This window comes from Terrabacter sp. GCM10028922 (assembly GCF_042666095.1).
GTDB lineage: Bacteria > Actinomycetota > Actinomycetes > Actinomycetales > Dermatophilaceae > Terrabacter.
Window position 1 is genome coordinate 436,213 of sequence record NZ_JBHTFG010000002.1, and the last position, 20,894, is coordinate 457,106.

General features: G+C 69.2%; 19 protein-coding genes and 3 tRNA genes. 17 read left to right on the top strand and 5 right to left on the bottom strand.

Annotation, left to right across the window (positions count from 1 at the left end; all coding sequences use genetic code 11):
• Nucleotides 1-66: 66 nt before the first annotated feature.
• From ACFQU3_RS03445 to ACFQU3_RS03485, 9 genes are all read left to right on the top strand, one after another.
• Nucleotides 67-139, top strand: a tRNA-Gly gene (locus ACFQU3_RS03445).
• Between the two features lie 29 nt (nt 140-168).
• Nucleotides 169-239 (top strand) — tRNA-Cys (locus ACFQU3_RS03450).
• A 25-nt stretch (nt 240-264) separates the two neighbouring features.
• Nucleotides 265-339, top strand: a tRNA-Val gene (locus tag ACFQU3_RS03455).
• Between the two features lie 118 nt (nt 340-457).
• Nucleotides 458-1,573 carry a DNA glycosylase AlkZ-like family protein gene (locus ACFQU3_RS03460; RefSeq protein WP_385906488.1) on the top strand — a complete coding sequence of 372 codons (1,116 nt, stop codon included), beginning with the start codon at nt 458-460 and terminating at the stop codon, nt 1,571-1,573.
• A gap of 227 nt (nt 1,574-1,800) precedes the next feature.
• A complete protein-coding gene (locus ACFQU3_RS03465) occupies nt 1,801-2,337 on the top strand; it encodes an AAA family ATPase (RefSeq protein ID WP_385906491.1) in 537 nt (178 codons plus the stop codon).
• Nucleotides 2,338-2,551: 214 nt separating this feature from the next.
• On the top strand, nt 2,552-5,227 hold the full coding sequence (locus tag ACFQU3_RS03470) for a GAF domain-containing protein (protein ID WP_385906494.1): 2,676 nt from the start codon (nt 2,552-2,554) through the stop codon (nt 5,225-5,227).
• Nucleotides 5,224-5,613 carry a response regulator gene (locus ACFQU3_RS03475; protein ID WP_385906497.1) on the top strand — a complete coding sequence of 130 codons (390 nt, stop codon included), beginning with the start codon at nt 5,224-5,226 and terminating at the stop codon, nt 5,611-5,613. Before ACFQU3_RS03470 ends, ACFQU3_RS03475 begins: the two co-directional genes overlap by 4 nt.
• Before the next feature lie 221 nt (nt 5,614-5,834).
• The gene (locus ACFQU3_RS03480; RefSeq protein WP_385906500.1) at nt 5,835-7,010 is read left to right on the top strand and encodes a VOC family protein; all 1,176 of its coding nucleotides are present in this window, start codon (nt 5,835-5,837) and stop codon (nt 7,008-7,010) included.
• Nucleotides 7,011-7,155: 145 nt separating this feature from the next.
• Nucleotides 7,156-7,569, top strand: a complete 414-nt coding sequence (locus ACFQU3_RS03485; protein ID WP_385906503.1) for a VOC family protein — start codon at nt 7,156-7,158, stop codon at nt 7,567-7,569.
• A 197-nt stretch (nt 7,570-7,766) separates the two neighbouring features.
• Here ACFQU3_RS03485 and ACFQU3_RS03490 read toward each other — a convergent pair whose 3' ends face one another.
• Nucleotides 7,767-8,642: an SGNH/GDSL hydrolase family protein gene (locus tag ACFQU3_RS03490; RefSeq protein ID WP_385906506.1), complete on the bottom strand. Its 876-nt coding sequence runs from the start codon at nt 8,640-8,642 to the stop codon at nt 7,767-7,769.
• 290 nt (nt 8,643-8,932) lie between these two features.
• Here ACFQU3_RS03490 and ACFQU3_RS03495 point away from each other — a divergent pair, with 290 nt between their 5' ends.
• Nucleotides 8,933-9,304, top strand: coding sequence for a hypothetical protein (locus tag ACFQU3_RS03495; protein ID WP_385906509.1), 372 nt, complete (start codon nt 8,933-8,935; stop codon nt 9,302-9,304).
• A gap of 212 nt (nt 9,305-9,516) precedes the next feature.
• Here the strand turns inward: ACFQU3_RS03495 and ACFQU3_RS03500 are convergent, their stop codons facing one another.
• The gene (locus ACFQU3_RS03500) at nt 9,517-10,041 is read right to left on the bottom strand and encodes a pyridoxamine 5'-phosphate oxidase family protein (protein WP_385906512.1); all 525 of its coding nucleotides are present in this window, start codon (nt 10,039-10,041) and stop codon (nt 9,517-9,519) included.
• A gap of 538 nt (nt 10,042-10,579) precedes the next feature.
• Between ACFQU3_RS03500 and ACFQU3_RS03505 the strand changes: the two genes are divergently transcribed.
• Nucleotides 10,580-13,786 (top strand): hypothetical protein, encoded by a 3,207-nt coding sequence (locus tag ACFQU3_RS03505; RefSeq protein ID WP_385906514.1) that lies wholly within the window; start codon nt 10,580-10,582, stop codon nt 13,784-13,786.
• Between the two features lie 252 nt (nt 13,787-14,038).
• Here ACFQU3_RS03505 and ACFQU3_RS03510 read toward each other — a convergent pair whose 3' ends face one another.
• Nucleotides 14,039-14,788, bottom strand: a complete 750-nt coding sequence (locus tag ACFQU3_RS03510; protein WP_385906620.1) for a class I SAM-dependent methyltransferase — start codon at nt 14,786-14,788, stop codon at nt 14,039-14,041.
• Between the two features lie 76 nt (nt 14,789-14,864).
• On the opposite strand from ACFQU3_RS03510, the gene ACFQU3_RS03515 reads away from it, so the two are divergent.
• Nucleotides 14,865-15,569: an alpha/beta fold hydrolase gene (locus ACFQU3_RS03515; RefSeq protein WP_385906517.1), complete on the top strand. Its 705-nt coding sequence runs from the start codon at nt 14,865-14,867 to the stop codon at nt 15,567-15,569.
• A 140-nt stretch (nt 15,570-15,709) separates the two neighbouring features.
• On the opposite strand, the gene ACFQU3_RS03520 is transcribed toward ACFQU3_RS03515, so the two are convergent.
• Nucleotides 15,710-17,677 (bottom strand): acyl-CoA dehydrogenase family protein, encoded by a 1,968-nt coding sequence (locus ACFQU3_RS03520; RefSeq protein ID WP_385906519.1) that lies wholly within the window; start codon nt 17,675-17,677, stop codon nt 15,710-15,712.
• A 147-nt stretch (nt 17,678-17,824) separates the two neighbouring features.
• On the opposite strand from ACFQU3_RS03520, the gene ACFQU3_RS03525 reads away from it, so the two are divergent.
• The 5 genes from ACFQU3_RS03525 to ACFQU3_RS03545 all read left to right on the top strand — a co-directional run bounded on the left by ACFQU3_RS03525 (nt 17,825) and on the right by ACFQU3_RS03545 (nt 19,997).
• Nucleotides 17,825-18,745 carry a hypothetical protein gene (locus tag ACFQU3_RS03525; RefSeq protein WP_385906522.1) on the top strand — a complete coding sequence of 307 codons (921 nt, stop codon included), beginning with the start codon at nt 17,825-17,827 and terminating at the stop codon, nt 18,743-18,745.
• Complete coding sequence (locus ACFQU3_RS03530) at nt 18,742-19,122, top strand: GntR family transcriptional regulator (RefSeq protein WP_385906525.1); 381 nt, start codon at nt 18,742-18,744, stop codon at nt 19,120-19,122. Before ACFQU3_RS03525 ends, ACFQU3_RS03530 begins: the two co-directional genes overlap by 4 nt.
• Nucleotides 19,123-19,188: 66 nt before the next feature.
• The gene (locus ACFQU3_RS03535) at nt 19,189-19,332 is read left to right on the top strand and encodes a hypothetical protein (protein WP_385906527.1); all 144 of its coding nucleotides are present in this window, start codon (nt 19,189-19,191) and stop codon (nt 19,330-19,332) included.
• Nucleotides 19,333-19,395: 63 nt separating this feature from the next.
• The gene (locus tag ACFQU3_RS03540) at nt 19,396-19,563 is read left to right on the top strand and encodes a hypothetical protein (RefSeq protein ID WP_385906529.1); all 168 of its coding nucleotides are present in this window, start codon (nt 19,396-19,398) and stop codon (nt 19,561-19,563) included.
• Between the two features lie 17 nt (nt 19,564-19,580).
• A complete protein-coding gene (locus ACFQU3_RS03545; RefSeq protein WP_385906532.1) occupies nt 19,581-19,997 on the top strand; it encodes a class I SAM-dependent methyltransferase in 417 nt (138 codons plus the stop codon).
• Between the two features lie 394 nt (nt 19,998-20,391).
• Here ACFQU3_RS03545 and ACFQU3_RS03550 read toward each other — a convergent pair whose 3' ends face one another.
• A complete protein-coding gene (locus ACFQU3_RS03550; RefSeq protein ID WP_385906535.1) occupies nt 20,392-20,568 on the bottom strand; it encodes a hypothetical protein in 177 nt (58 codons plus the stop codon).
• Between the last annotated feature and the right edge of the window lie 326 nt (nt 20,569-20,894).

The window sequence follows — 20,894 nt, forward strand, 5'->3', positions numbered from 1 at the left end:
ATCTCGTCGGGCGATCGGCTAATGTCTACCAAGCACGCAGCGGGGAAGTTACACCGCTGGTGTTCCGCGGACGTAGCTCAGTTGGTAGAGCGCAACCTTGCCAAGGTTGAGGTCGCCGGTTCGAGCCCGGTCGTCCGCTCGGAGGCAGAAGATCCACGTGCCTTCCACGGTGGAGTGGCCGAGAGGCGAGGCAGCGGCCTGCAAAGCCGCGTACACGGGTTCAAATCCCGTCTCCACCTCGGTGCAACACCCAGCAGGACCCACGGGCGATTGGCGCAGCGGTAGCGCGCTTCCTTGACACGGAAGAGGTCACTGGTTCAAACCCAGTATCGCCCACCAGCACGAGACGGCCCCTGACCAGCGGAGACGCAGGTCAGGGGCTGCGTCGTTCAGGAGTCCGCACCACCTGTCACCGAGCAGGATGCCGTTCGTCCGGAACCTGTGCGAGTCTGCGGCCATGAGCACGTCGACCCAGGCCTCGGTCACGTGGGCGCAGGCGCTGGCCTGGCGGATGGAGCGACAGCTGCTCGACCCGGTTGGGTCTGAGTCGGTGGCAGGTGTCGTACGCCGGCTCGGTGCGGTGCTCTCGATGGACGAGTCGCTCGCTGAGCTTGCTGTCCGGATCCGTCGTACGACGTCGCGCCCCGGCGAGCTCGCGAAGGCCCTGGTGGAGGGGACGGTGGTCAAGGCGTTCGCTTTCCGCGGGTCGATGCACTATCTGTCGGCGGAGGACGGCGGCATCTACCTGGCCCTCCGATCGGCGGGGCGCCAGTGGGAGCTGCCGAGCTGGGTCGCGTACTACCGGCTCGCTCCATCGGACTGGCCCGAGTTCCGGGCCGCGGTACGTGAGGCGCTCACCGAGGGGCCTTTGACGGTGGGCGAGCTGGGGGCCGTGCTGACGAAGCGTCCCGCGTACCGGCACCTGAAGCCGGTCTTCGACGAGGGCGCTGGCACGCTGCTCAAGCCGCTGACGTGGCAGGGGGACATGAGCTTCGGCCCGCCACGCGACGGGCAGCACACCTTTCAGCGCCTCGACACCAACCCACGGTGGCAGGGAGTCCCTGACCTTGACGACGCGGGTCCGCGCGCGACCATGGCCTACGTCCGGGCGTACGGTCCGGCGACACCCGAGCATGTCCACTACTGGCTCGGCAACGGGCTGAGTGCGGGTCGTAGACGGCTCGACAACTGGATGTCGGGGCTCGGCGACCGGCTGGTCGCGGTCGACGTCGAGGGCACGGCGGCTTACGTCGCGCGCGAGGACATCGACTCCCTGGAGGCTGCGCTGCCGTCGGAGGCGGTGCGGTTCCTTCCCGGGCACGACCAGTGGGTGATCGGTCCTGGCACCAAGGACGTCCACGTCACCCCGTCGTCCCGACGAGAGCTCGTGACCCGCAAGGCCAGCCCGGTGATCGTCGGCGGCGTCGTGTCTGGGACGTGGGCGAGAAAAGGCGACGAGCTCGCCGTCACCTGGCTCGACAAGCGACAGCGACCCGACAACGCCATCAAGCAGGAGACCGCGCGACTGGCCGGCATTCTCGGTCGCGAGCTGCATCTGAGACTGACTTCATAGCCGACTGTCGACGGTCGGGTCCGAAGGCGGTTGGACGCCAACGTGGTTCCGTCACGGCTGCTCAGGAGGGTGCGGACCAGGAGCATGCCGACGGGCGCAACCACACAGCTGGTTCGCGGCGGACAGACGCGCCTCGTGAACATCGCTTGAACATCGCTTGAACGAGCTCGTCGCGGCGTGAGCGGGACGTCAGCAATGATGAGGCTTTCGCGCGGACAGGCGGTGAGATGAGGCACCCAAGGTTGTTCCTTACCGTGGGACTCCCAGGCACAGGGAAGACCACTGCTGCGCGGCGCATAGAGGGTGAGCAGAAAGCCCTTCGTCTCACGAAGGACGAATGGGTGAAGGCTCTCTACGGGCACGAGAATCCGCCGGCGGCTCAGGACGTGATCGAAGGTCGGCTCATCCAGATCGGGCTGCGCGCCCTGGAACTCGGCATCAACGTCGTGATCGACTACGGCCTCTGGGGTCGAGACGAGCGCTCCGCACTACGGCAGGCAGCAGCAGACCTCGGCGCGACGGTGGAGATGCACTACTTCGAACTCACCCCAGCCGAGCAGCGGACGCGACTGGAGCAGCGCCAAGCCGAAGCGTCGCACACGACGTGGCACATGTCCGAAGAGGAGCTGGACGAGTGGGCCGCCAAGATCGACATCCCAACGCCAGGTGAGCTCGACGGCAGTGAACCTATTGACGACCCACCGGCTGGGTTCTCGACATGGGACGAGTGGCGGAGGCATCGCTGGCCACCGTCGGTCTCCTGACCTGCTTCGATCCGCGCCTGCGAGGGACGGTGCTGATTGCCGCCCGACAGAGGCCTACGACGCGCGCCGCTCCATGACGTTGCAACGTTGCGACGTTCTCGACCATGCGGCGTTCGAGGAGAGGACACTGCTAGGGGAGCGCATCGAGGCACCAGCGATGGGGGAGCCGCGCATGGTCAGGTTCGGAGAGGCACCCGAAGACAGCATCGCCGTGATGTCCCGCCCAGCGCTCGTCGGGCGTCTCGCGCAGGTCAAGGAACAGTTCCGGGCCACGAGCGACATCCTCAAGGTCTTGACGAGCTCGTCGGGGGACCCTGACAGGGTCTTTGACGCGGTCGTCGAGAATGCCCGGACGCTGCTCAACGCGGCTGTCGCCCAGATCTACCTCGTCAAGGGCGCGACATATGTCCTCGCGCGGCAGAGCGGCATGTCCGAGGAACACCGCCGGCTCGTCGAGGAACATCCCATCAAGCGCGACCGCGGCACGCTCGTCGGCCGTGTGACCATCGATCGCCGGATTCACTACATCACAGACGCGGTCGCCGACCCGGAGTACAGCCGCTCCGACATCCAACGAATGGCCGGCTTCCGCTCGATGATCGGCGCGCCGCTGATCGTGGGAGACGAAGTGGTGGGCGCACTCAACGTGCTGAGGAACAGGGTGGCACCCTTCGACGACGTCGACGAACGCGTGCTCGCGACGTTCGCCGAGCAAGCGGCGCTCGCCCTACGCCACGTCGACCTGTTCGCCGCGCTCGAGAGCAGGTCCGCCGAACTGGCGCGGAAGGTCGAGCAGCTGGAGGGACTCGCCGACGTGGGTGCTGCGATCAGCTCGACTCTCGTGCCGGACGAGATGCTCGCCACGATCGTGTCGCACGCCGTCGAGCTGTCCGACACGGACGGTGGGTCGCTGATGGAGTATGACGAGGCGACCGGGCTCTTCCGGGTGCGGACGGTCTACGGCACGAGCGACGACACGGTCTCCGCCCTACGGGCCGCAGAGATCCACATCGACCGCACGTGGGTCGGCAAGGCCGCCCGGACCCGCCGGGTCCTGCAGATCCCCGACCTGGACGAGGCCCAGCTCGACGAGCACCTGGCCGTGCTGCACAGGTCCGGCTGGAAGTCGCTCGTCGCCATTCCGCTCGCCCGCCCCGATCGCGTCGTCGGTGCCCTGGTCGTCCGGCGCAAGAGAACCGGCTCCTTCAGTGGCGAGACCTGCGACCTCCTCGACACTTTCGCCAACCAGTCTGCGGTGGCGCTGACGAACGCTCGGCTCTACCAGCAGCTCGAGCAGCAGAGCGCCGATCTGGCCGAGGCAAGCAGGCACAAGTCCGAGTTCCTCGCCAGCATGTCGCACGAGCTGCGCACCCCGCTCAATGCCGTGATCGGCTTCTCGGAGGTCCTGCTCGAGCGGATGTTCGGCGACCTCAACGAGCGGCAGGAGGACTACCTCAAGGACATCCACGCCGCAGGCCGCCATCTGCTCGCGCTGCTCGGCGACATCCTCGACCTGTCGAAGATCGAGGCAGGGCGGATGGAGCTCGAACTCACCACCTTCCCGGTGGACGACGTCATCGGCCAGGCCACCTCGCTCGTGCGCGAGCGGGCGGCCCTGCACGGCATCGAACTCACGCTCGACGCCGAGCAGGGCCTCGGACTCGTCACCGCTGACGAGCTCCGCCTCAAGCAGGTGCTGCTCAACCTGCTCAGCAACGCCGTGAAGTTCACGCCGGACGGGGGCTCCGTGGAGGTCCACGCGCGTCGCGAGGCGGGCGACCTCGTCATGACGGTCACCGACACGGGCATCGGCATCGCCATGGAGGACCACGCGCGCATCTTCGACTCGTTCCAACAGGGGAGCAGGTCTGCGTCGACGACGGAGGGCACCGGTCTCGGGCTCACGCTGAGCAAACAGATCGTCGAGCTGCACGGGGGGACGATGTGGGTGCGCAGCGCTCCTGGAGAAGGCAGCACGTTCGGCCTCAGGATCCCGCAGGCAGGTCTGAGCGCGGAGGCACGTGATGAGCGGTGGATGGTCGACGCCCCGTCGGGCTCCGGACCGACCGTCGTGGTCATCGAGGACGACCCGAGATCGGCCGAGCTCGTCGAGCTGCACCTTCGCGCTGCCGGACTGAACGCCGTGACCGTAGGCACCGGTGAGGCCGGCCTCGAGGCCATCCGCCGCCTGTTGCCAGCCGCCGTCGTGCTCGACATCCACCTGCCGGGCATGACGGGATGGGACGTGCTCGAGACCCTGAAGGCGGACGCGTCCACGGCAGCGGTGCCCGTCGTCGTCGTCAGTGTCGAGCCCGAACGCGGTCGCGGATTCGCCCTGGGCGCAACCGAGTACCTCGTCAAGCCGGTCCCGGGGGAGCACCTTCTCGCAGCGGTGAGCCGAGCTTTGCAACACACGCGGACGCCCGTCCCCGGGGGGACCCTTCCGGTCGGCCGTAGCGTCGTCGTGGTCGACGACGACCCGCTCGCGCTCAAGCTCGTGCGAAGCACGCTGGAGCCGCTCGGCTGGACGGTCCACACGTGCTCCGGCGGTCTCGACGCCGCAGACCTCGTGCGTACGGTGGACCCGTCGGTCGTGATCATGGACCTGCTCATGCCGGATGTGGACGGGTTCGCGGTCATCGACGAGCTGCGGGCGGACGGCACGCCCAGCGGCCCACCCATCGTCGTCCTCACGGCGAAGTCGCTGACCTCGGAGGATCTGGGCCGCCTGGAAGGCCGGATCGCCTTCGTCGCGGAGAAGGCGGGGCTCGACCTGGCGAGCCTGGCACGACGGCTGGCTCAGGTTGCTGCGGCCGGCGCGGCCGAGGGCGCAGCGGCCGAGACCTCGAGCGACACCAGCCAGGCGGCCGCCGATGGAGGGACACGATGACCGACCGGCCACTAGTCCTCCTCGTGGAGGACAACCCTCGCAACCTCAAGCTCGCTCGAGACGTCCTCGAGTTCGCCGGCTTCACGGTTGCCATCGCCGGCACGGGCGAGGACGGCGTGGCTCTCGCCGCCTCCGCGCTTCCTGACCTCATCCTCATGGACATCCAGCTGCCCGGAATCGACGGGTATGCCGCGCTGGAGCAGATCCGACGGAACAGCGCCACGACGCACATTCCTGTCGTGGCCCTGACGGCCTTCGCGATGGCCCGCGATCGCGATCGGGTGCTGTCCTCCGGCTTCGACGGATACCTCGAGAAGCCGATCAGCGTGCGCGACTTCCCGACCGAGGTGCGCCGCCATCTCGACGAGGCTCAGGAGCGTCAGTGATCACGCCGAAGAGCAGCACACGTCGTCGGCACCCCGACTAGCCACTGTCACCACCGCCGCGATCGACAGCGGCGCGCGTAGACATCGAAGATCAACCCTCAACCACACCACTCCGCTGGGCACTGCCAACGGCATCCATCCATGCCCCGGTCAACGCCCCGGCCCTGGCCGGATGACTATCCGGAAGGAGATCGTCCGGAGTGGGCTCTACAGTGCCGGGCATGGCAGAGATCGGAACGGATTGGCGGGTGCTCGATGGCGTTACTACGGCGTGGTTCGACGCGCCTTCGCTGGTCGAGGGTGCTGCGCTGGCCGGGCGCATGGTGGAGCTGTCGGCCGAGATCGTGGTCGACCTGCGCGCGACAGGCCTGCGGGTGCGCCTCGACTCAGACGAGCACGCCGAGGCGGTGTCGGCGGCCGCGCGAGATCTCGGGCTTGCCGCGAACCCTGCCGTGCTGCAGCAGCTGAGCGTCGTGTTCGAGTCCGCGAACCCGTCCGGGGTGAGGCGGTTCTGGCAGCGCGTGCTCGACTACGCGCCTGGGGAGGACGGCGGTTTGGCGGATCCGTTGCGGCGCGACCCCGCGATACGGATCCGGCAGTCCAGCGAGCCGCGACCCTTGCGAAACCGCATCCACCTCGACGTGGTGCGCCCGGCCGCGGCGGTCGAGCAGGCGAGTCCTGGTGAGGCATCGGGACCGTTCGGGGTCTGTCACACCGACCCCGACGGCAACGAGGTCGACCTGGTGCCGGGCGCGGCGCTCGGCGAGAGGATCGGGACAGCCGACTGGCAGGCGGTGTTCAGCGCGATGGCGTGCTACAGCGTCACGTCGCCGACGCAGCAGCGTGAGCTGGCCGCCGCGGCAGCCGCGCTGGCGGACGACGCGGGCTTCCCGCTGCTGGTCGACGTGCGCCCCGGGCTCGTGATCCTCGACAGCGGTAAGGACCAGTGGGAGGTCGACGCCCACGGCCTCGAGCTCGACTTCACCGACCTCGCCGGAAACCTCCAGACCGCTGCCCGGGAGTTGCGGGCTATTGCGGATCCGGGGCTGCCGCGCTTCGCTCAGCTCTTCCTCGACGCCGCCGACGTCGCTGCGGTCCGCGCGTTCTGGGTCGCCGCACTCGGCTACATCCCCGACCGGCGAGCCGGGGCCAGCGACATCCACGATGCGCGGCGGCTGAACCCGGTGCTGGTGTTCCAAGAGCTCGACGCTGCGGAGACGGAGCGGCGCCGGCAGCGCAACCGCATCCACTTCGAGCTCGCTGTGCCCTCGGACCTCGCGCAGGCGCGGCTCGCCGCGACCGTCGCAGCCGGTGGCCGGCTGCTTGACGAGTCGGAGGATCGCTGGCGGGTCGCCGACCCCGAAGGCAACGAGATGGTGATCGTCAGTGGGGCATGAGCTCGCGTCCGGCTGAGCTCCACGCTTGGCGGGTTCCCGTCACCGAGTTCCGTGTCCTTCTCGTACCGTTGGCGCGTCGGTTTCAAAAGGGATGTGCTTGCCCGATCCCGGGTGGCGGCGTCACCCCGATTGTGAGGACTGCCCAATGAGAACACTGCACATCGGGCTTCGGGTCGCCGACCTGGAGCGTTCGCTCGCGTTCTACACCGCCCTTGGCTACACAGTGGTCGGGACGGTGCCGCAGACGGAGTTCGGCAGCCTGACGATGCTCAAGCTCCCCGGCGACGAGTTCGTGGCCCTCGAGCTCGTCCACAATCCTGGCATCGGCCGGATCGATCCGCAGGGTCTCAACCACCTCGTCATCAAGGTCGAGTCCATGACCGGCACCGTCGCTGATCTGGCCGCCAAGGGGGTCACTGCTGAACCACCGAGTTCGCCCGATGGTTCGCAGGACTTCTGGACGTCCTGGGTCACCGACCCCGACGGTTATCGCATCGAGCTGGTCCAATGGCCCGTAGGTCACGCTGATGGCATGAGTGAATCTGACTTTGCCGGCTGAGCCCCGGCAAGCAGCGACGCGGCCATCCCGGGCCAACGTCTGGCCCTGCCGGGTGCGAGAAGGCCGACTCGCGGCGTTGAGATGCACCTTGAGAGTCGGGATCGTCGTGCAGGCCGAGGAAGGGCAGAGTCGCTCGCGGGGCGGCGGCCTGAGCGTGCATCGCGTTGGGCGGACCGTCGAGCGGCGTGAACGACCGCTCAGCTGATCCCCATCGCCCTAGCCACCACCGGCCAGATAGCCTCGGCCCAGTGCTCGTGCCCCTTGATTGAAGGGTGGCCGAGGTCATTGCCGTAGTCCTCGAGCCGATCGCCCGGGTACCTGGCCAGGGCGCCACCGTCCCAGTGGCACTGGGGGATTCCGTCACAGGCGCGGGCCAGCTCGGCCTCGTAGGACTCCAGAATCGAGGTCAGCCTGGCCACCTCGGTGGCGTTGACCTTGCGGTTGGCCGAGAACATCATGCAGGGGTCTTTGCCGATCAGGTCCACGGGGGTTTGCCGAAGCGTGGCGATTGCCTTGGCGTACTCCGCCGGGCGGCCAGGGCCGCTCGCGATCACGACGGTCACCTTGGGCGACGCTTTGACGACGTGCTCCACTGCTGCCCGTACCGCGGCGCGGAACTCCGGGAGGTGTTCGGGATCCGTTCCGTCGCAACGGATGTCGTTGTCCATGATCATGAAGAGGGCCAGTGCGGGGGTTGGCACCTGCGCCAGCGCTGCGGGGACCTGGAACTCCAACCCATCGGCCTTCTCGCCGTTGCGAGCCACGTTGGCCACCAAGCCTGCAGTAGCCGGTCGCGCCGCGACCAACCGCTGGTAGACGCTGTTCACAACGGGGTTGGTCCCGGTCGCCCACGAGTTCGCCACAACGTCCTGACCCGGTTTCGCTGGATCGGACTGGAAACCGGTCATCCCCGAGTGGCCCAGGGCGATGACGCCGGCCGGGTGCTCCGGGTCGGCTTGCGCCGCCGTGGTGGTCGGCGCTGGTGTCGTCCCTGCCACTGCAGAGGCCTTGGGGCTGCCGGATCCGGATGCTGAGCCATCTGAGCAGGCGCCCATCCCGAGGATGGCCGCCATGCAAGCTGCCGTTGTCGCCACGCGAAGTCGCATGGGATCCCTCTCCGGGACGGCGTGCGGTGCCGCGCCGCCCCAAGGCTAGAGCTGGCCCGGGGCTCCGGCAAGCGTTCTAGGCCGATACGACGGCATCCAATGCGTGGCGATGCGGGGCGCCGTCACAGCATTCTCGCGCAGGGTCTCACCGGTCGCGTTCTCGCCTCGCGTGACATCTGGTGACCCACTAGCCTCGCGTCCAGTGCGTTTCCCGGGAGGCCGGGGCGCCGTTACGAGACCAGGGGAGAACGCCAACAATGAGATCGTTCCGCATCGCCGCAACCGCTGCCGTGATGGCCGCGTCGCTCGTCGCCGCCGCGCCCGCCGCGATGGCCAACAGTTTCGACGTTCCTGTGGGTGGGGGAGGACGCGTCTCATACAACGACGGCGGCGACAGCCTCTGCGCGTCGCTCTCCAGTACCTCCGGTTACGACGTGCTGAGCATGACGGCCTACCCCGTCGTTTCCGGCCGCGGCCCGGAGCGGTCCTTCACCGTCCATCGCGGCGAGGTGGTGTGCCGCTCACTTGCGACGGCCTACGAGGATTCGGCATACAGGTACACAGGGATCCTCGGCTACGAGCCGCCGTGCCGCTGCGGCTCCCGCTTTGGTGGCGAGTTCTACAGCTGACGAACGTTGCGGGCCGTCGGCTGGGAGTTGACGGTTGTCTCGCCGCGTCGCGTCATGGTGTCCGGTCGTGGCCGTGGCGCGAGTCTGGGCGCTGGTCTGTCGATTCGTCGCGACAGCCAGGAACGTTCGCATCGCTCACCTCACCCGCCGGATGTGACGCAGGTCAGCCGGGGATGCCGGTCACGCGAAGGGCGAACCACGGCAATGACGCATCAGAACTGAAAGCGGGTCAGGCCGCCCGGTTCCGTCGCCAGGACCACGGTGGCCGAGCGTGGCTCGACGCGATACACATTCCACGGCGGCGGTCCTTGTGACGGTGCGTTGAACGGTGCAGTGATGCCGGACCCAGTCTCGTCGGGCTCCGCCGGCCAACCGCTGTCCGCCCAGGCCTTCGCGATGCGTGCCACTTGGCCAGGCTCGGTCACCCGGGTTGCGTCACCCTCGATCACCACGTCCGCGTCGCGGATCGACACCGCAACAGAACACCGAGGATCACGCACGACGTTGCGCCCCTTGCGCGTACCCGCGCCCGTCTGGAACCAGAACGCGCCGTCCACCCAGACCGCACCGACAGCAGTCACATGCGGGCTGCCGTCCTCGTTGATGGTGCACAACCACGTCGTGCGCGTGTTCGCTGCGTCCGGAGCTGGCGCCGAACCCGCATCGAGCTTCGCCACCACGGCGGCCCAATCCACCGGCGGCAGCCCATCCGCCTTTCCCAGGTTGATGGTCTGCATCTTCCCAACGTAGCCGCCTGCTGCGCCCCGGCAAGCCCCCGATGTGCGAAGAGACGCCGGACACCGTGTGGCGCGTGGGTCGACGAACCAGCAGGGTGCCATGTGTCTCGCCTGGTTGGTCATCGATGCGCCTCAGGGATGGCCTGTTCCCCTCCTCCCAGCGTGACGCGGCGGACTCGAGCACTGGTGAAGCAGAACCAGCCCTTCGTCGGGACTCGATTCCATACCGGTGTACCGGTGGCCAGAAAGAAGGCTGCCCGGCACGCCTGATCGAGCGTCGCGGCGTCTCGGGCACAAGGCGATCAGCTAGAAGGCGCGGGGCGACAGTCGCTCGGGGTTCGACCTTGCCCCGCAACCCGAGAATCGCCGAGCCGGTGGTGTCACTCACACCGGGTGGCGGCGGCCGAAGGAGCCACAACCGGATCCGAGCTCGCGCATGGCGCGACGAGTCCGTCAATCCGGTCATCGGGTCGCCAGTCAGGCCGTACGATGACGCCCGAACGGGCGTACGACAGGGGCCCGGAAGGGTCCAGAACCGATGCGCGTCCTCCGTGCTGCCCTCGTGGCAGCCCTGCTCGTCCCCGCCGTCTTCGCGACGGCCCAGGCCGGCGCCGTCGAGGTGCCCTCGGACATCACGCAGGGCCACCTCATGCCACCCGTTGCCACGCCCGCCTCCGAGTGGTCGTTCGACCCGGCCGCAACCGACACGTACTACTCCCTTCGCCTACCGTCCACCGATGACTTCACGCCGTGGACGATGGACATCCGTCGGCTCAGCGACAACGCCCTCGTGCGCACGCTGCCGTCGGGCACGTTCCTCACCGGGCACTCCTACTACGAGACGACGACGTGGCCCGACACGTCATCGAGCCAGCGCGTGACGATGCGCGACGTCGAGACCGGCGCCGTGAGCTGGACCATGGACGTGCCGTCGGGGGAGTGGGCCCAGGTCGTCACGGAGGACTGGGTCCTCACCGGCCGGGCCGACAGCACCGCGTACGTCATCCGCCGTCCGGACGGCTCGAGCACGACCGTGGGCACGACGGTGAACCAGGTGGAGGCGTACGGCCCTGACCTCGTCGTCGTGGGCGACGGGATGTCGCTCACGGCCATCGACCCGCGGTCGGGAGTCCTGACGAAGCTCCCCACGGAGCCGAACCTGTCCGTCTACGACGTCGTCCTGACACCGGACCGGGTCTACTGGACGACGTCGGTCGCGACCGGGGTGCTGCACTGGTCGGGTCGCGACGGAACGGCCCCCGGCGAGCGCAACCTGCCCGACGGGGCCAGCGTCTACGGCTGGTACGGCGTGGGCGACGGCGTCGCCCACCGCATCCACGACTTCGACACCGGCCAGACCGCGTTGCGTGCCTTCGACCCGGCTACCGGGCAGCTCGGTGCTCCCGTGGCGACGAACATCAACAACCTGGCCGTGACCCAGGCGGGTCCCGGTCAGGTCATGGTCATCGGGCAGGACGAGGTGCGAGGCACGGTCGAGCTGGCCGACAGCATCACGCGCCCCGCGCGAGTGGTCGGGGTGCTGCCCCTCATCCCGCGACGTGCCACGGCGGTCGCGTTCCCGGGAACTCGGGTCCTCGCCGACTTCGGTGACGGGTCCTACGACCCGACACGCGGCCTTCCCCTCGCGACCGACTCCGACGGAAGCAGCGCATGGACCGCCACGGCCACCTCAGGCTCGCCGGATCTCTCGGGATCACTGCTGTCCGCAGCCGGCGACGACGTCGTCACCCAGGTCGGTGGCTACGACACCTACCGGGTGACCTGGCCCGGCGGAGAGCGAACGATCACCCAGGGGGAAGCGCCGACCCTCGGCCGCGGCGGCAAGGTGCTCGTCCGACTGCTCTCCAACGTCTGGGTCCTCGAGGACGCCCGCACCGGAGCCGTGCTCGCCAACCTGTCGAACTCGGAGAACCCGGTCGTCGACGGCCTCACGCTGTGGCGTGGACCGAACGCGAGCGGCCAGCTCACATCGACGAACCTTGCGACGGGTCAGCTCGCGCGCACCGTCGACGTGGCCCGAACGGGGTGCACCAACGGGCTGCGCTCCGTCACCGGTCGGTGGGCCCACCTCGACTGCAGCTCAGGCTCGGTCGCCGTCGACCTCGAGGGCGTGCTCGCCGACCGCGTGGTGTCCACGACCTACGGGCCGTCGGTCTACGGCGACGGCTTCGTCGGCTTCGTCGAGCTGCGGCATGACCTCTCCGAACAGTGGAACTTCTACGTCCTCAGGGTCCGGGACCTCGGACCGGGCGGCGGGGAGCGCACGTATGGACCGCTGCAGACCGGCAGTTGGGACTATCGCGCCATGCCGGTGGCGGACGACACGGGTGCGCCCCGCGTCGCGTACGTCGACGCGGGCCGACAGATCCGCGTGGTCGACCTCGACTGGCTCACGGCCGCGCCCCACACCATCTCGGACGCGAAAGCGCCCTACCTGACGTCCTTCACGACGACCCCGCGCGTGGCCACCGGGTCCACGGTGGGCGCCAAGTGGACGTACGCGGACACGACCGACGTCGTCGGCGAGCGCGCCGCCGGAGTCGCCTCCTACGACGTCCGGTACCAGCAGGGACCCGTCGGTGGCCCCTACGGGGCGTGGGTCACGCCCCCGGCCACCATCACACCCTCGGTGACCCTGGCGCCGACGCCGGGTGTCGACACCTGCTTCTCGGTCCGCGCCCGGGACGCGCGGGGCAACCTCAGTGCCTGGAGCACCGCGAAGTGCACGGTCCGCGACGGCCACGCCCCGACGCTGTCCTCCCTCACCTCGAGCCCCCGCATCTGGTCCTCGACGACGGTGAAGCTCGGCTGGGCGTTTACCGACCCTGCGGAGGGCGCCGGTGTCTCCGGGTCCGGCGTGGCCTCGTACGACGTACGCGTCCAGTCGGCGTCGACGGTCGGCGGCACATACGGGGCCTGGGTCTACCGCTCCGACTGGCAGGCGATGACCGCCACCTCCGTCAGCGTCACGGCGCGCAAGGGCGAGGACGTGTGCTTCCAGGTCCGTGCTCGCGACCGTGCCGGTCGCACCAGCGCGTGGTCCGCGAGCCGCTGCTCGTCACCGGACGCCACCGTGCCCACGCTGACCTCCTCGACGGTCGGCCCGCTCGTCGTACCCGCGGTGACGACCTCGAAGGTCACCTTCTTCTACAGGGCGAGCGACAACCTCGGTGTGAAGAGCTACGACGTGGCCTACCGGTACGCGTCACCCGGCAAGCTCCTCAGCGGCTTTGTCTACCAGCCGTACTGGCAGGGCACCGTATCGACGTCCGTCTCGTTGTCGATGCCGGCCGGTGCACAGGTGTGCTTCGCGGTTCGTGCCCGGGACACGATCGGCAACGTCACCCCGTGGTCGGCCCAGCGATGCGCGCTCGTCCCCGTCGACGACCGTGCAATGACCGTAAGCGGTTCGGCGAGCCGGATCACGAGCAGCCTCGCGCTCGGTGGGACGGTGACACGGCTCAACGCCTCCGGCGCGGCGGTCAGCAAGGGCGCCCTCTCGGGTGACCAGGTGGCCCTCGTCTTCCTCAAGGGACCGGGCCAGGGGACGGTGGAGGTCACAGTGGGCAAGCACGTCTACGGCCGGTACTCCCTCGCGGCCACCACCTGGCGAAGGGAGGTCCTCACGCTGGGCGGGATCTTCTTCACCGATTCGACGGTGCGGGTCCGCTCCGTCTCGTCCGCGCCCGCGCGCATCGACGCCATCGGTGTACGCCGTCACTGACCGCAGCGCGCTGGCCCGGGCATGCGCCTTCTAGGCAGAACAACGCGGAGTACGGGGGCAGCCCGGACCCCAATGCGGAGTTCTCGGTCCCGCAGTCGCTTCACAGCAGTTCACGTGCGTCGAGGTCTCGCCGATGTTCTCGCCGTGGTGCTGCTGCGCTGGAAGCCAGCCGACCGTCCCTGCCTCCAGTTCGACCTCTCGCGCCCGCCGGGGCAGGAGAGGCTCAAGAAACGCGCCACAGCTGCGGGTGTTCTAGCGCTGGGCCTCGATGAGGTGTCGAGTCGAATGCGCAACGAACGCCCCCTCCGTGCGGATGCGGCTGTCGAGCTCGAGAAGCTTGTCGTGATATCGGTCAACGCTGAAGTCAGGCACCCACCAGACGCACTTGCGCAAGATCCAGACCACCGCACCGATGTCGAAGAACTCCATCCGGCACCGCGCGGTCCTCAGGTCGGTGACCGTGAGACCCGCCTTCTCGGCGGCGGCTGCCTCATGCCGCGGGTCCCTGCCGTGACCGTGCCCCGGCAGGGGCCCGCGGAAGAACTCGGTGAGCTCGAAGGCTGACGAGGGGCCGACGTGCTGGGCGAGGTAGGACCCACCGGGCACCAGGACGCGGTGGATCTCCTCCCAGCCCGGGCGGACCGGATGGCGGGAGGTGACCAGATCGAAGGACTCGCCGGGGAACGGCAGGCCTGCGCCATCATCCGTTTCGTAGACCTCGACATCTCGTGGCGCCAGGGCTTCCCGGGCCCGTGTGGCGTTCGGCGGCCAAGCCTCGGTGACACACATCCGCGCGGGCAGCGTCGGGGCCTGCGCGAGCACCTCTCCACCGCCGGTGTCGATGTCGAGCGCTGCCCGGGCCGTTGCCAGTCGTGCTGCCAGGATTCGGCTGTATCCCCATGGGGGCCGCTCCTCGGTGGCTCTCCCGTCGAGCCAGCCGAAACCCCACCCGGTCACATCGGCTGCCTCGGCCTCGCCCACCAGATCGTCGAAGGACCGCATCCCACGATTCTGCTGACGGCCCCGAGCGCGGCGCCAAGCAATATCCAGGGATGCCTGCCTTGTCAGAATGGGCGGCATGCGATCGAGGAGCGTTGTCGCGGACGACGGTGTGCAGCTGCATGTGGCCATGTGCGGATCGGGCCCCGACGTGGTGGTCTTGTCTGGCGGTCCTGGATGCGTGCACTACCTCGCGGACGAGGCGCTGGCACCAACCGGATTCCGATCCTGGTTTCCGGATCCCCGGGGAGTGTCGCGCTCGGATGGCGGGCCGCATGACCTGGTGCAGGCGATCGAGGACCTGGAGGCCGTCCGCCGGGCGATCGAGGTGGACGAGTGGATCGTGCTTGGACACTCGTGGGGTTCCGATCTCGCCGTCCGGTATGCACTTGATCACCCTGACCGGGTTCGCGGAGTCGTCGGTGTCGCCGGTCACGGGCTGCACCGTGACCGCGAATGGTCCACCGCCTACGAGGCCGGCCTGGCCAGCGAGACGCCCGTCGACGTCGAATGGGAGCCGGCCGTGCACGGCGCACTGTGGGACTCCTTCAAGGATTGGATACACGAACCCACACTGTGGCGGGCTCTGGGCGACAGCACGGTCCCCATGTCCTTCCTGGCCGCCGGCAACGACATCCGCCCCAGCTGGCCCCTCCAACAGCTCGCCGAGCTGGTCCCCGGCGGAGCCTTCGAGGTCGTACCCGCCGTGCCTCACGACTTCTGGGCGACCGACCCTGAAGTCTGGCGGACCACCTGCACCACCGCGTGCCACCAGCTGCGCTGAGCAGCGGGTAGTCGTCCTCAACTCGCCATTCTGTGGATGAGACCGTGCGACGACAAGCAGCCAGGTGGATCTGGGAGAAGCCCTGGTGCCCGGAAGCGGCGGCTCCTCGCGCAGCAGCGAGGGCGACTCACGTCACGAAGTCACCGGCGGGGGCGCCAGACCGACTCCACCTCGCTGGGCCCCGGCGACCACGCGGCGATCCACGGTCCGGTGCCCTCGCTCGGGTCGAGCACGCCCTCCTCGAGCCAGGTGTAGTCGCCGGCCAGCACACTCCGCGCCAGCCGCGAGTCGGTGGCATCGGTGTTGGTCCAGAGGGCGGCGAACAGTGTCTCCACGCGCAGCCGGCTCTGGTCGCAGAACGCGTCGGCGAGCTGGTAGGCGTGGCGGCCGCGCACGTCGTCGTCGACGCGCAGCATCTCAGCCCGGCTGCACGAGGCCGTCATGGCGAACAGCTCGGCGCCGATGTCGACGACCCGGCCGAGGAACACCTGCCGGTACTCCAGCCTCGCCTGCCAGCGGGACATGCCGTAGAACGTGTGCCGCGCCAGCTTGCGACTGGACCGCTCCACGAACCGCAGGTGCTCGGCGAGAGGTCCGAACTCGGCGTACGACATCGGCGCGGAGCCGCGGCCGGCCACGAGGTGCGGCAGCCATTTGGCGTAGAACCCACTGGCTCCCACCGCGGCCCGTGCCTTGTCCTGGAGCGTCGCGTCCTTGTCCGCCAGCGCGCCGGCCGCCTTGAGGTGGGCGTCGACGGCCTCCCGGGCGATGAGCAGACGCATGATCTCGCTCGAGCCCTCGAAGATGCGGTTGATCCGCAGGTCGCGCAGGACCTGCTCGGCGGGCACGGCTCGCTCGCCGCGGGCGCGCAGGGACTCGGCGGTCTCGTACCCTCGGCCTCCGCGGATCTGCACGAGCTCGTCGGCGATCTTCCACGCCATCTCGCTGGCCCACAGCTTGGCGATTGCGGCCTCGATCCGGATGTCCTTGCTGCCCGCGTCGGCGAGCTGCGCCGACAGCTCCAGCACCGACTCCAGGCCGTAGGTCGTGGCGGCGATGAAGGCGATCTTCTCGGCGACGGCGTCGTGCTCGCCGATCGGCCGGCCCCACTGCACGCGCTCGGAGGACCACTCGCGCGCGATCTTGAGCGCCCACTTGCCTGCCGCCGCGCACATCGCGGGGATGGCCAGCCGCCCGGCGTTGAGGGTGGTGAGCGCGATCTTGAGGCCGTCGCCCTCGTTGCCCAGCCGGTTCTCGGCGGGGACCCGCACCTGGTGGAACCGGGTCAGACCGTTCTCGATCCCCTTGAGCCCCATGAAGGAGTTGCGCCGCTCGACGGTGATCCCCTGGGAGCTGCCCTCGACGACGAACGCGGTGATGCCTCCCTTGTGGCCGTCATGCGCGGGCACCCGCGCGATGACCACGAGCAGGTCGGCAACGACGCCGTTGGTGGTCCACAGCTTCACGCCGTCGAGGAGGTATGCCGTGCCGTCCGCCGTGGGGATGGCTGTGGTTGCCAGCCGGGCCGGGTCGGACCCCACGTCGGGCTCGGTGAGCAGGAAGGCGGAGATGGCACCCGCGGCGCAGCGGGGCAGGAACGTCTCCTTCTGCTCGGAGGTGCCGACGAGCTTGACCGGCTCTGGGACGCCGATCGACTGGTGGGCCGACAGCAGCGCGCCGAGGCTCGGGTGGGCGGAGCTGGCAAGCATCAGCGCCTTGCCATAGGACGACGTGGTCAGACCGAGCCCGCCGTACTCGCGGGGGATCTTCATGCCGAAGGCACCCACGTCGGCCAATGCCTTGACGTCCTCGTCGGGGATCTGTGCCTCGCGCTCGATGCGGCTGCCGTCGATGTGGTCGCAGACCTCGCGCATCCGGGTCAGGAACTCGTCACCGCGGGCGTCGTCGGCAGGATCGGCCCGTGGATGGGGGTGGACAAGGTCGAGGTCGAAGCGGCCGAGGTAGAGGCCCCTGGCGAAGCTCGGTCGCTCCCACCCCTTCTCGCGCGCCGCCTCGACGACCGCACGGGACTCCCGCTCGGTGGCGTCGACACGACGGGTGCGGTCGGCCTGCTCGGTGGACGGGTTCTCCCTGACGTCACTGCTCATTGGCCTCGCCTCCTCCAACCAGTGTTACCTCCGGGTAGCCGGAACGAAAGCCCAAGAGCTCTGGACACGTGTTTACGTCCCAACTCTTGACGCCGCGTTGTCTCAATGCCTTAATGCATTAAGTCATTGACACAGGCAGGGGATGAGATGGACGGACGGGTGCTCAACGGGTTCGTCGGTGGGGCCATGCTGCTGGCGTTGATCATGGCGCTCTTCGGCGGGAGGCCGGCAGCTGCCGAGCCCACGGTCCGACGGCTGCGGCGGCTGCAGTGGGCGGCAACAGTGGTCGGCGCAGTGGCGGCCAGCCTGGTCGTCCGGGGTGCCGAGCCCGGCAGGATGAGCGTCGTCTCGGCGACCTTGCCGGCTGCGGGCGCAGCGCTCGGGGTGGGGGTGGCGGCTGTGGCCGAGCGTTTCTATCCACGGCCGAAGGGGGTGCAGCGGGTTGCGGCGCTCGGCATACGGCAGGGGACCGACCGGACCGGTCTGGAGTGGCGCATCGGGCTCGGCTACGCCGTGAGCGTGCTGGCGGGGGCCGTCGGCTGGTACTCGTCCGGTCCCGACGGGTACACCGGGGCGCGTTGGTGGGGAGACCTGCTCGTGACGACGGGACCGTACCCCGGCCGCGCGTACACCCTGCCGCTCTTGCTGGGGCTGGGGCTGTTGGCCATGGTCACGTGGTGGGGCCTGCGCCGCGTCGATGGCCGACCGGCTGTCAGGCCGCAGGACCCGGCGCTCGACCGGGCGTTACGCCTCGGCTCGCGGATCCGCGTGCAGCGCTGGACGGCGGCGGGCTCCCTCGTGACGGCCGGCGGCCTGTGCCTCACGATGGGCCCCAAGCTGGACGAGCTGACCCAGCTGCTGCGCAGCGCCGGTGGAGGGGCCGTGCCCCCGGTGCTCACACCGCGTGCCCCGTGGGACTGGGCCCAGAACGGCGGGTTCGCACTCACCGGCCTCGGCGTACTCCTGCTGCTACTGGCCATGAGCTCCCTCTTCTGGGAGACGCCGGCGCTCCGGTCCAGCCGGGCGTCCGAGGCGGCCGCCGGTGGGTCCGTCAAGACCACGACATGAGCGGCCCAGCGATCACCGTCGACCTGTCGCAGGCCGAGCCGCCCTACGAGCAGGTCCGAGCCCAGCTCGCCGGCCTCATCACGTCGGGCCGGCTGCTCCCCGGAGACCGCCTCCCGACGGTGCGAGCCCTGGCCGCCGACCTGGGACTGGCCCCCAACACCGTGGCACGCGCCTTCAAGGAGCTCGAGGGGGCCGGCCTCGTCGAGACGCGTCGCCGGACCGGCACCGTCGTGGCCACCGGCCAGCACACGGCCGACGCGGCGGTTGCCGCCCTCGCCGCCCAGTTCGCCGGCGCGGCCAGAGCTGCCGGGCTCGCCGAGACGCAGGCGCTCGACCTTGTGCGCAGCGCCCTTCGGACGAGGTTCCAACCTGGCTGACGTGTTGTCCGTGCCGACTCAGGGGCCAGTTCTGGCCTCCTCGTCTGCCTCGCCGACGCGTCGAACATGAAGTACGCCGAGTACGGATACCGCAACGACGCCACCGCGTACGCCGACGTGTTCGCGCTGATTCCGACGAGGATGCTGGCGTGGACGGCGTTCGTCGAGCAACCATCCGACTTTCGGCACCACGCACCCGCCGCGGCGTGAGAGAGCGGTGCGTTGGCATGACGCGGCCGCGGTCTGGCGATCGCCGCGAGTACGGTGTCCCCAGTGAACTCCCGCGATGTCCAGCAGGCCTACTCCTCACTCGCGCAGCAGTACATCGACCTGCTCGGATCGGTGGTGATCGTGCACCCCGATGACTTGCTGCTGATCGAGCGACACCTGGGTCACCTGGAAGGCCCGGTTCTGGACGCCGGGTGCGGCCGGGCCACCTGACGGGCTTCTTACGCTCCGTGGGCCTCGACGTGACGGGGATCGACCTGGTGCCTGAGTTCATCGCTCACGCGCGGCAGACCTACCCGGAAGCGCGCTTCGAGCTGGGCTCCCTGGCCGGCGGGACTCGCCCGGACGCCTCGGTGGCAGGGGTGCTGGCGTGGTACTCCCTCATCCATGTCCACCCCGATCAGCTTGACGGCGCCCTGACCGCGATCCGCCGGGTCGTGGCGCCAGGCGGTGTGCTGGTGATGGGCTTCTTCAAAGGCCTGGTGTGCGAGCCCTTCGAGCACAAGGTCACCACGGCGTACCGATGGCCCATGGACGAGGTGGCTGACCGGCTGGCTTCGGCCGGGTTCGCGGAAGTCGAACGCTCGCAGCGGGAGCAGCAGGGTGAGCGCCGCCCCCACGCGGTCATCGCTGCCCGTGCCGTCTAGTGGCGTTGGCGGCGTAGGCGGGGACATTGGCGGGCGAGCTCGCTCATCGGCGCGACCGCTCGGCGGCAGAACCGGGCTTTCGCTTCGGTACGAGCGCCGGCCTCCATGGTTGAACTCCATCCGGCGCTCTGGAGGCTGGTCAGCAGGCCAAACCTGCGGGATGCCCTTGTCGACGAACCCCCTCGCTCATATGACTTCGCCCGTGAGTGTTGTGGCTGCGAACCCATCAGGTAGGTCCTGCGGTCCTGGCGAGCGGCCCGGCCTGCCACCGCTCAGCGGAGGCGTCGACTCAGTCAAAGGCGGCGGGGCCGACAGGCGGCGGTGAGACGCGCCTCGCGCCCGGCCGGTTCTGGAGCGGTCGCGTGGCGGATGTCTTGCGTTGCCGGGATCGCTGCTAGATGCGACGAATCGCGCGGACCACGGCATCGACACCTGTGCCGACCGCTGCCCTGGGCCGTTCCTCCGCAACGACGATCTCCCACTCGGGCGTCTTCAGCGCCTCCATCGCGTCGTCCACCGACACCTGCACCTGACCGGCAGCAGGAGTCGGCTGGCCGGTCGCAGGGTCCACCATCGCAGTCGACCGCCCGTGCTCGAGCGCAGTGGGGGAGAAGTCGACCGCGGTGACCCCTCCAGCCGGACGCGGCAAGCCAGAGCGTCTCTGGGCCGTGCCCACAGCCGGCATCGAGAGCGAGGCCCGGCTGCAAGCCACTGCTCACGGCGAGCAGGTTCTCGTTGGGTGGGTGACTGGCCACCTTGTCCGGGTTCTCAAGAGGGCCTGCTGCCAGCGCCTCTCCCAGGCCTCCCGGTCGAGCGTCTCGTGGGTCATGACACCTCCTCGTCGTCCCCAACCGTGAGCCGTCTCGGACCGACCCGCTTCGCAGGACACACGCAGCC

Excerpts from the sequence above, each read along its gene's own strand:
- ACFQU3_RS03520 (WP_385906519.1), bottom strand. The coding sequence starts at position 17,677 with ATGAGCAGTGACGTCAGGGAGAACCCGTCCACCGAGCAGGCCGACCGC.
- ACFQU3_RS03470 (WP_385906494.1), top strand. The coding sequence starts at position 2,552 with ATGTCCCGCCCAGCGCTCGTCGGGCGTCTCGCGCAGGTCAAGGAACAG.
- ACFQU3_RS03525 (WP_385906522.1), top strand. The coding sequence starts at position 17,825 with ATGGACGGACGGGTGCTCAACGGGTTCGTCGGTGGGGCCATGCTGCTG.
- ACFQU3_RS03480 (WP_385906500.1), top strand. The coding sequence starts at position 5,835 with ATGGCAGAGATCGGAACGGATTGGCGGGTGCTCGATGGCGTTACTACG.
- ACFQU3_RS03475 (WP_385906497.1), top strand. The coding sequence starts at position 5,224 with ATGACCGACCGGCCACTAGTCCTCCTCGTGGAGGACAACCCTCGCAAC.
- ACFQU3_RS03465 (WP_385906491.1), top strand. The coding sequence starts at position 1,801 with ATGAGGCACCCAAGGTTGTTCCTTACCGTGGGACTCCCAGGCACAGGG.
- ACFQU3_RS03515 (WP_385906517.1), top strand. The coding sequence starts at position 14,865 with ATGCGATCGAGGAGCGTTGTCGCGGACGACGGTGTGCAGCTGCATGTG.
- ACFQU3_RS03500 (WP_385906512.1), bottom strand. The coding sequence starts at position 10,041 with ATGCAGACCATCAACCTGGGAAAGGCGGATGGGCTGCCGCCGGTGGAT.
- ACFQU3_RS03535 (WP_385906527.1), top strand. The coding sequence starts at position 19,189 with ATGAAGTACGCCGAGTACGGATACCGCAACGACGCCACCGCGTACGCC.
- ACFQU3_RS03510 (WP_385906620.1), bottom strand. The coding sequence starts at position 14,788 with ATGCGGTCCTTCGACGATCTGGTGGGCGAGGCCGAGGCAGCCGATGTG.
- ACFQU3_RS03490 (WP_385906506.1), bottom strand. The coding sequence starts at position 8,642 with ATGGCGGCCATCCTCGGGATGGGCGCCTGCTCAGATGGCTCAGCATCC.
- ACFQU3_RS03505 (WP_385906514.1), top strand. The coding sequence starts at position 10,580 with ATGCGCGTCCTCCGTGCTGCCCTCGTGGCAGCCCTGCTCGTCCCCGCC.
- ACFQU3_RS03495 (WP_385906509.1), top strand. The coding sequence starts at position 8,933 with ATGAGATCGTTCCGCATCGCCGCAACCGCTGCCGTGATGGCCGCGTCG.
- ACFQU3_RS03460 (WP_385906488.1), top strand. The coding sequence starts at position 458 with ATGAGCACGTCGACCCAGGCCTCGGTCACGTGGGCGCAGGCGCTGGCC.
- ACFQU3_RS03485 (WP_385906503.1), top strand. The coding sequence starts at position 7,156 with ATGAGAACACTGCACATCGGGCTTCGGGTCGCCGACCTGGAGCGTTCG.
- ACFQU3_RS03530 (WP_385906525.1), top strand. The coding sequence starts at position 18,742 with ATGAGCGGCCCAGCGATCACCGTCGACCTGTCGCAGGCCGAGCCGCCC.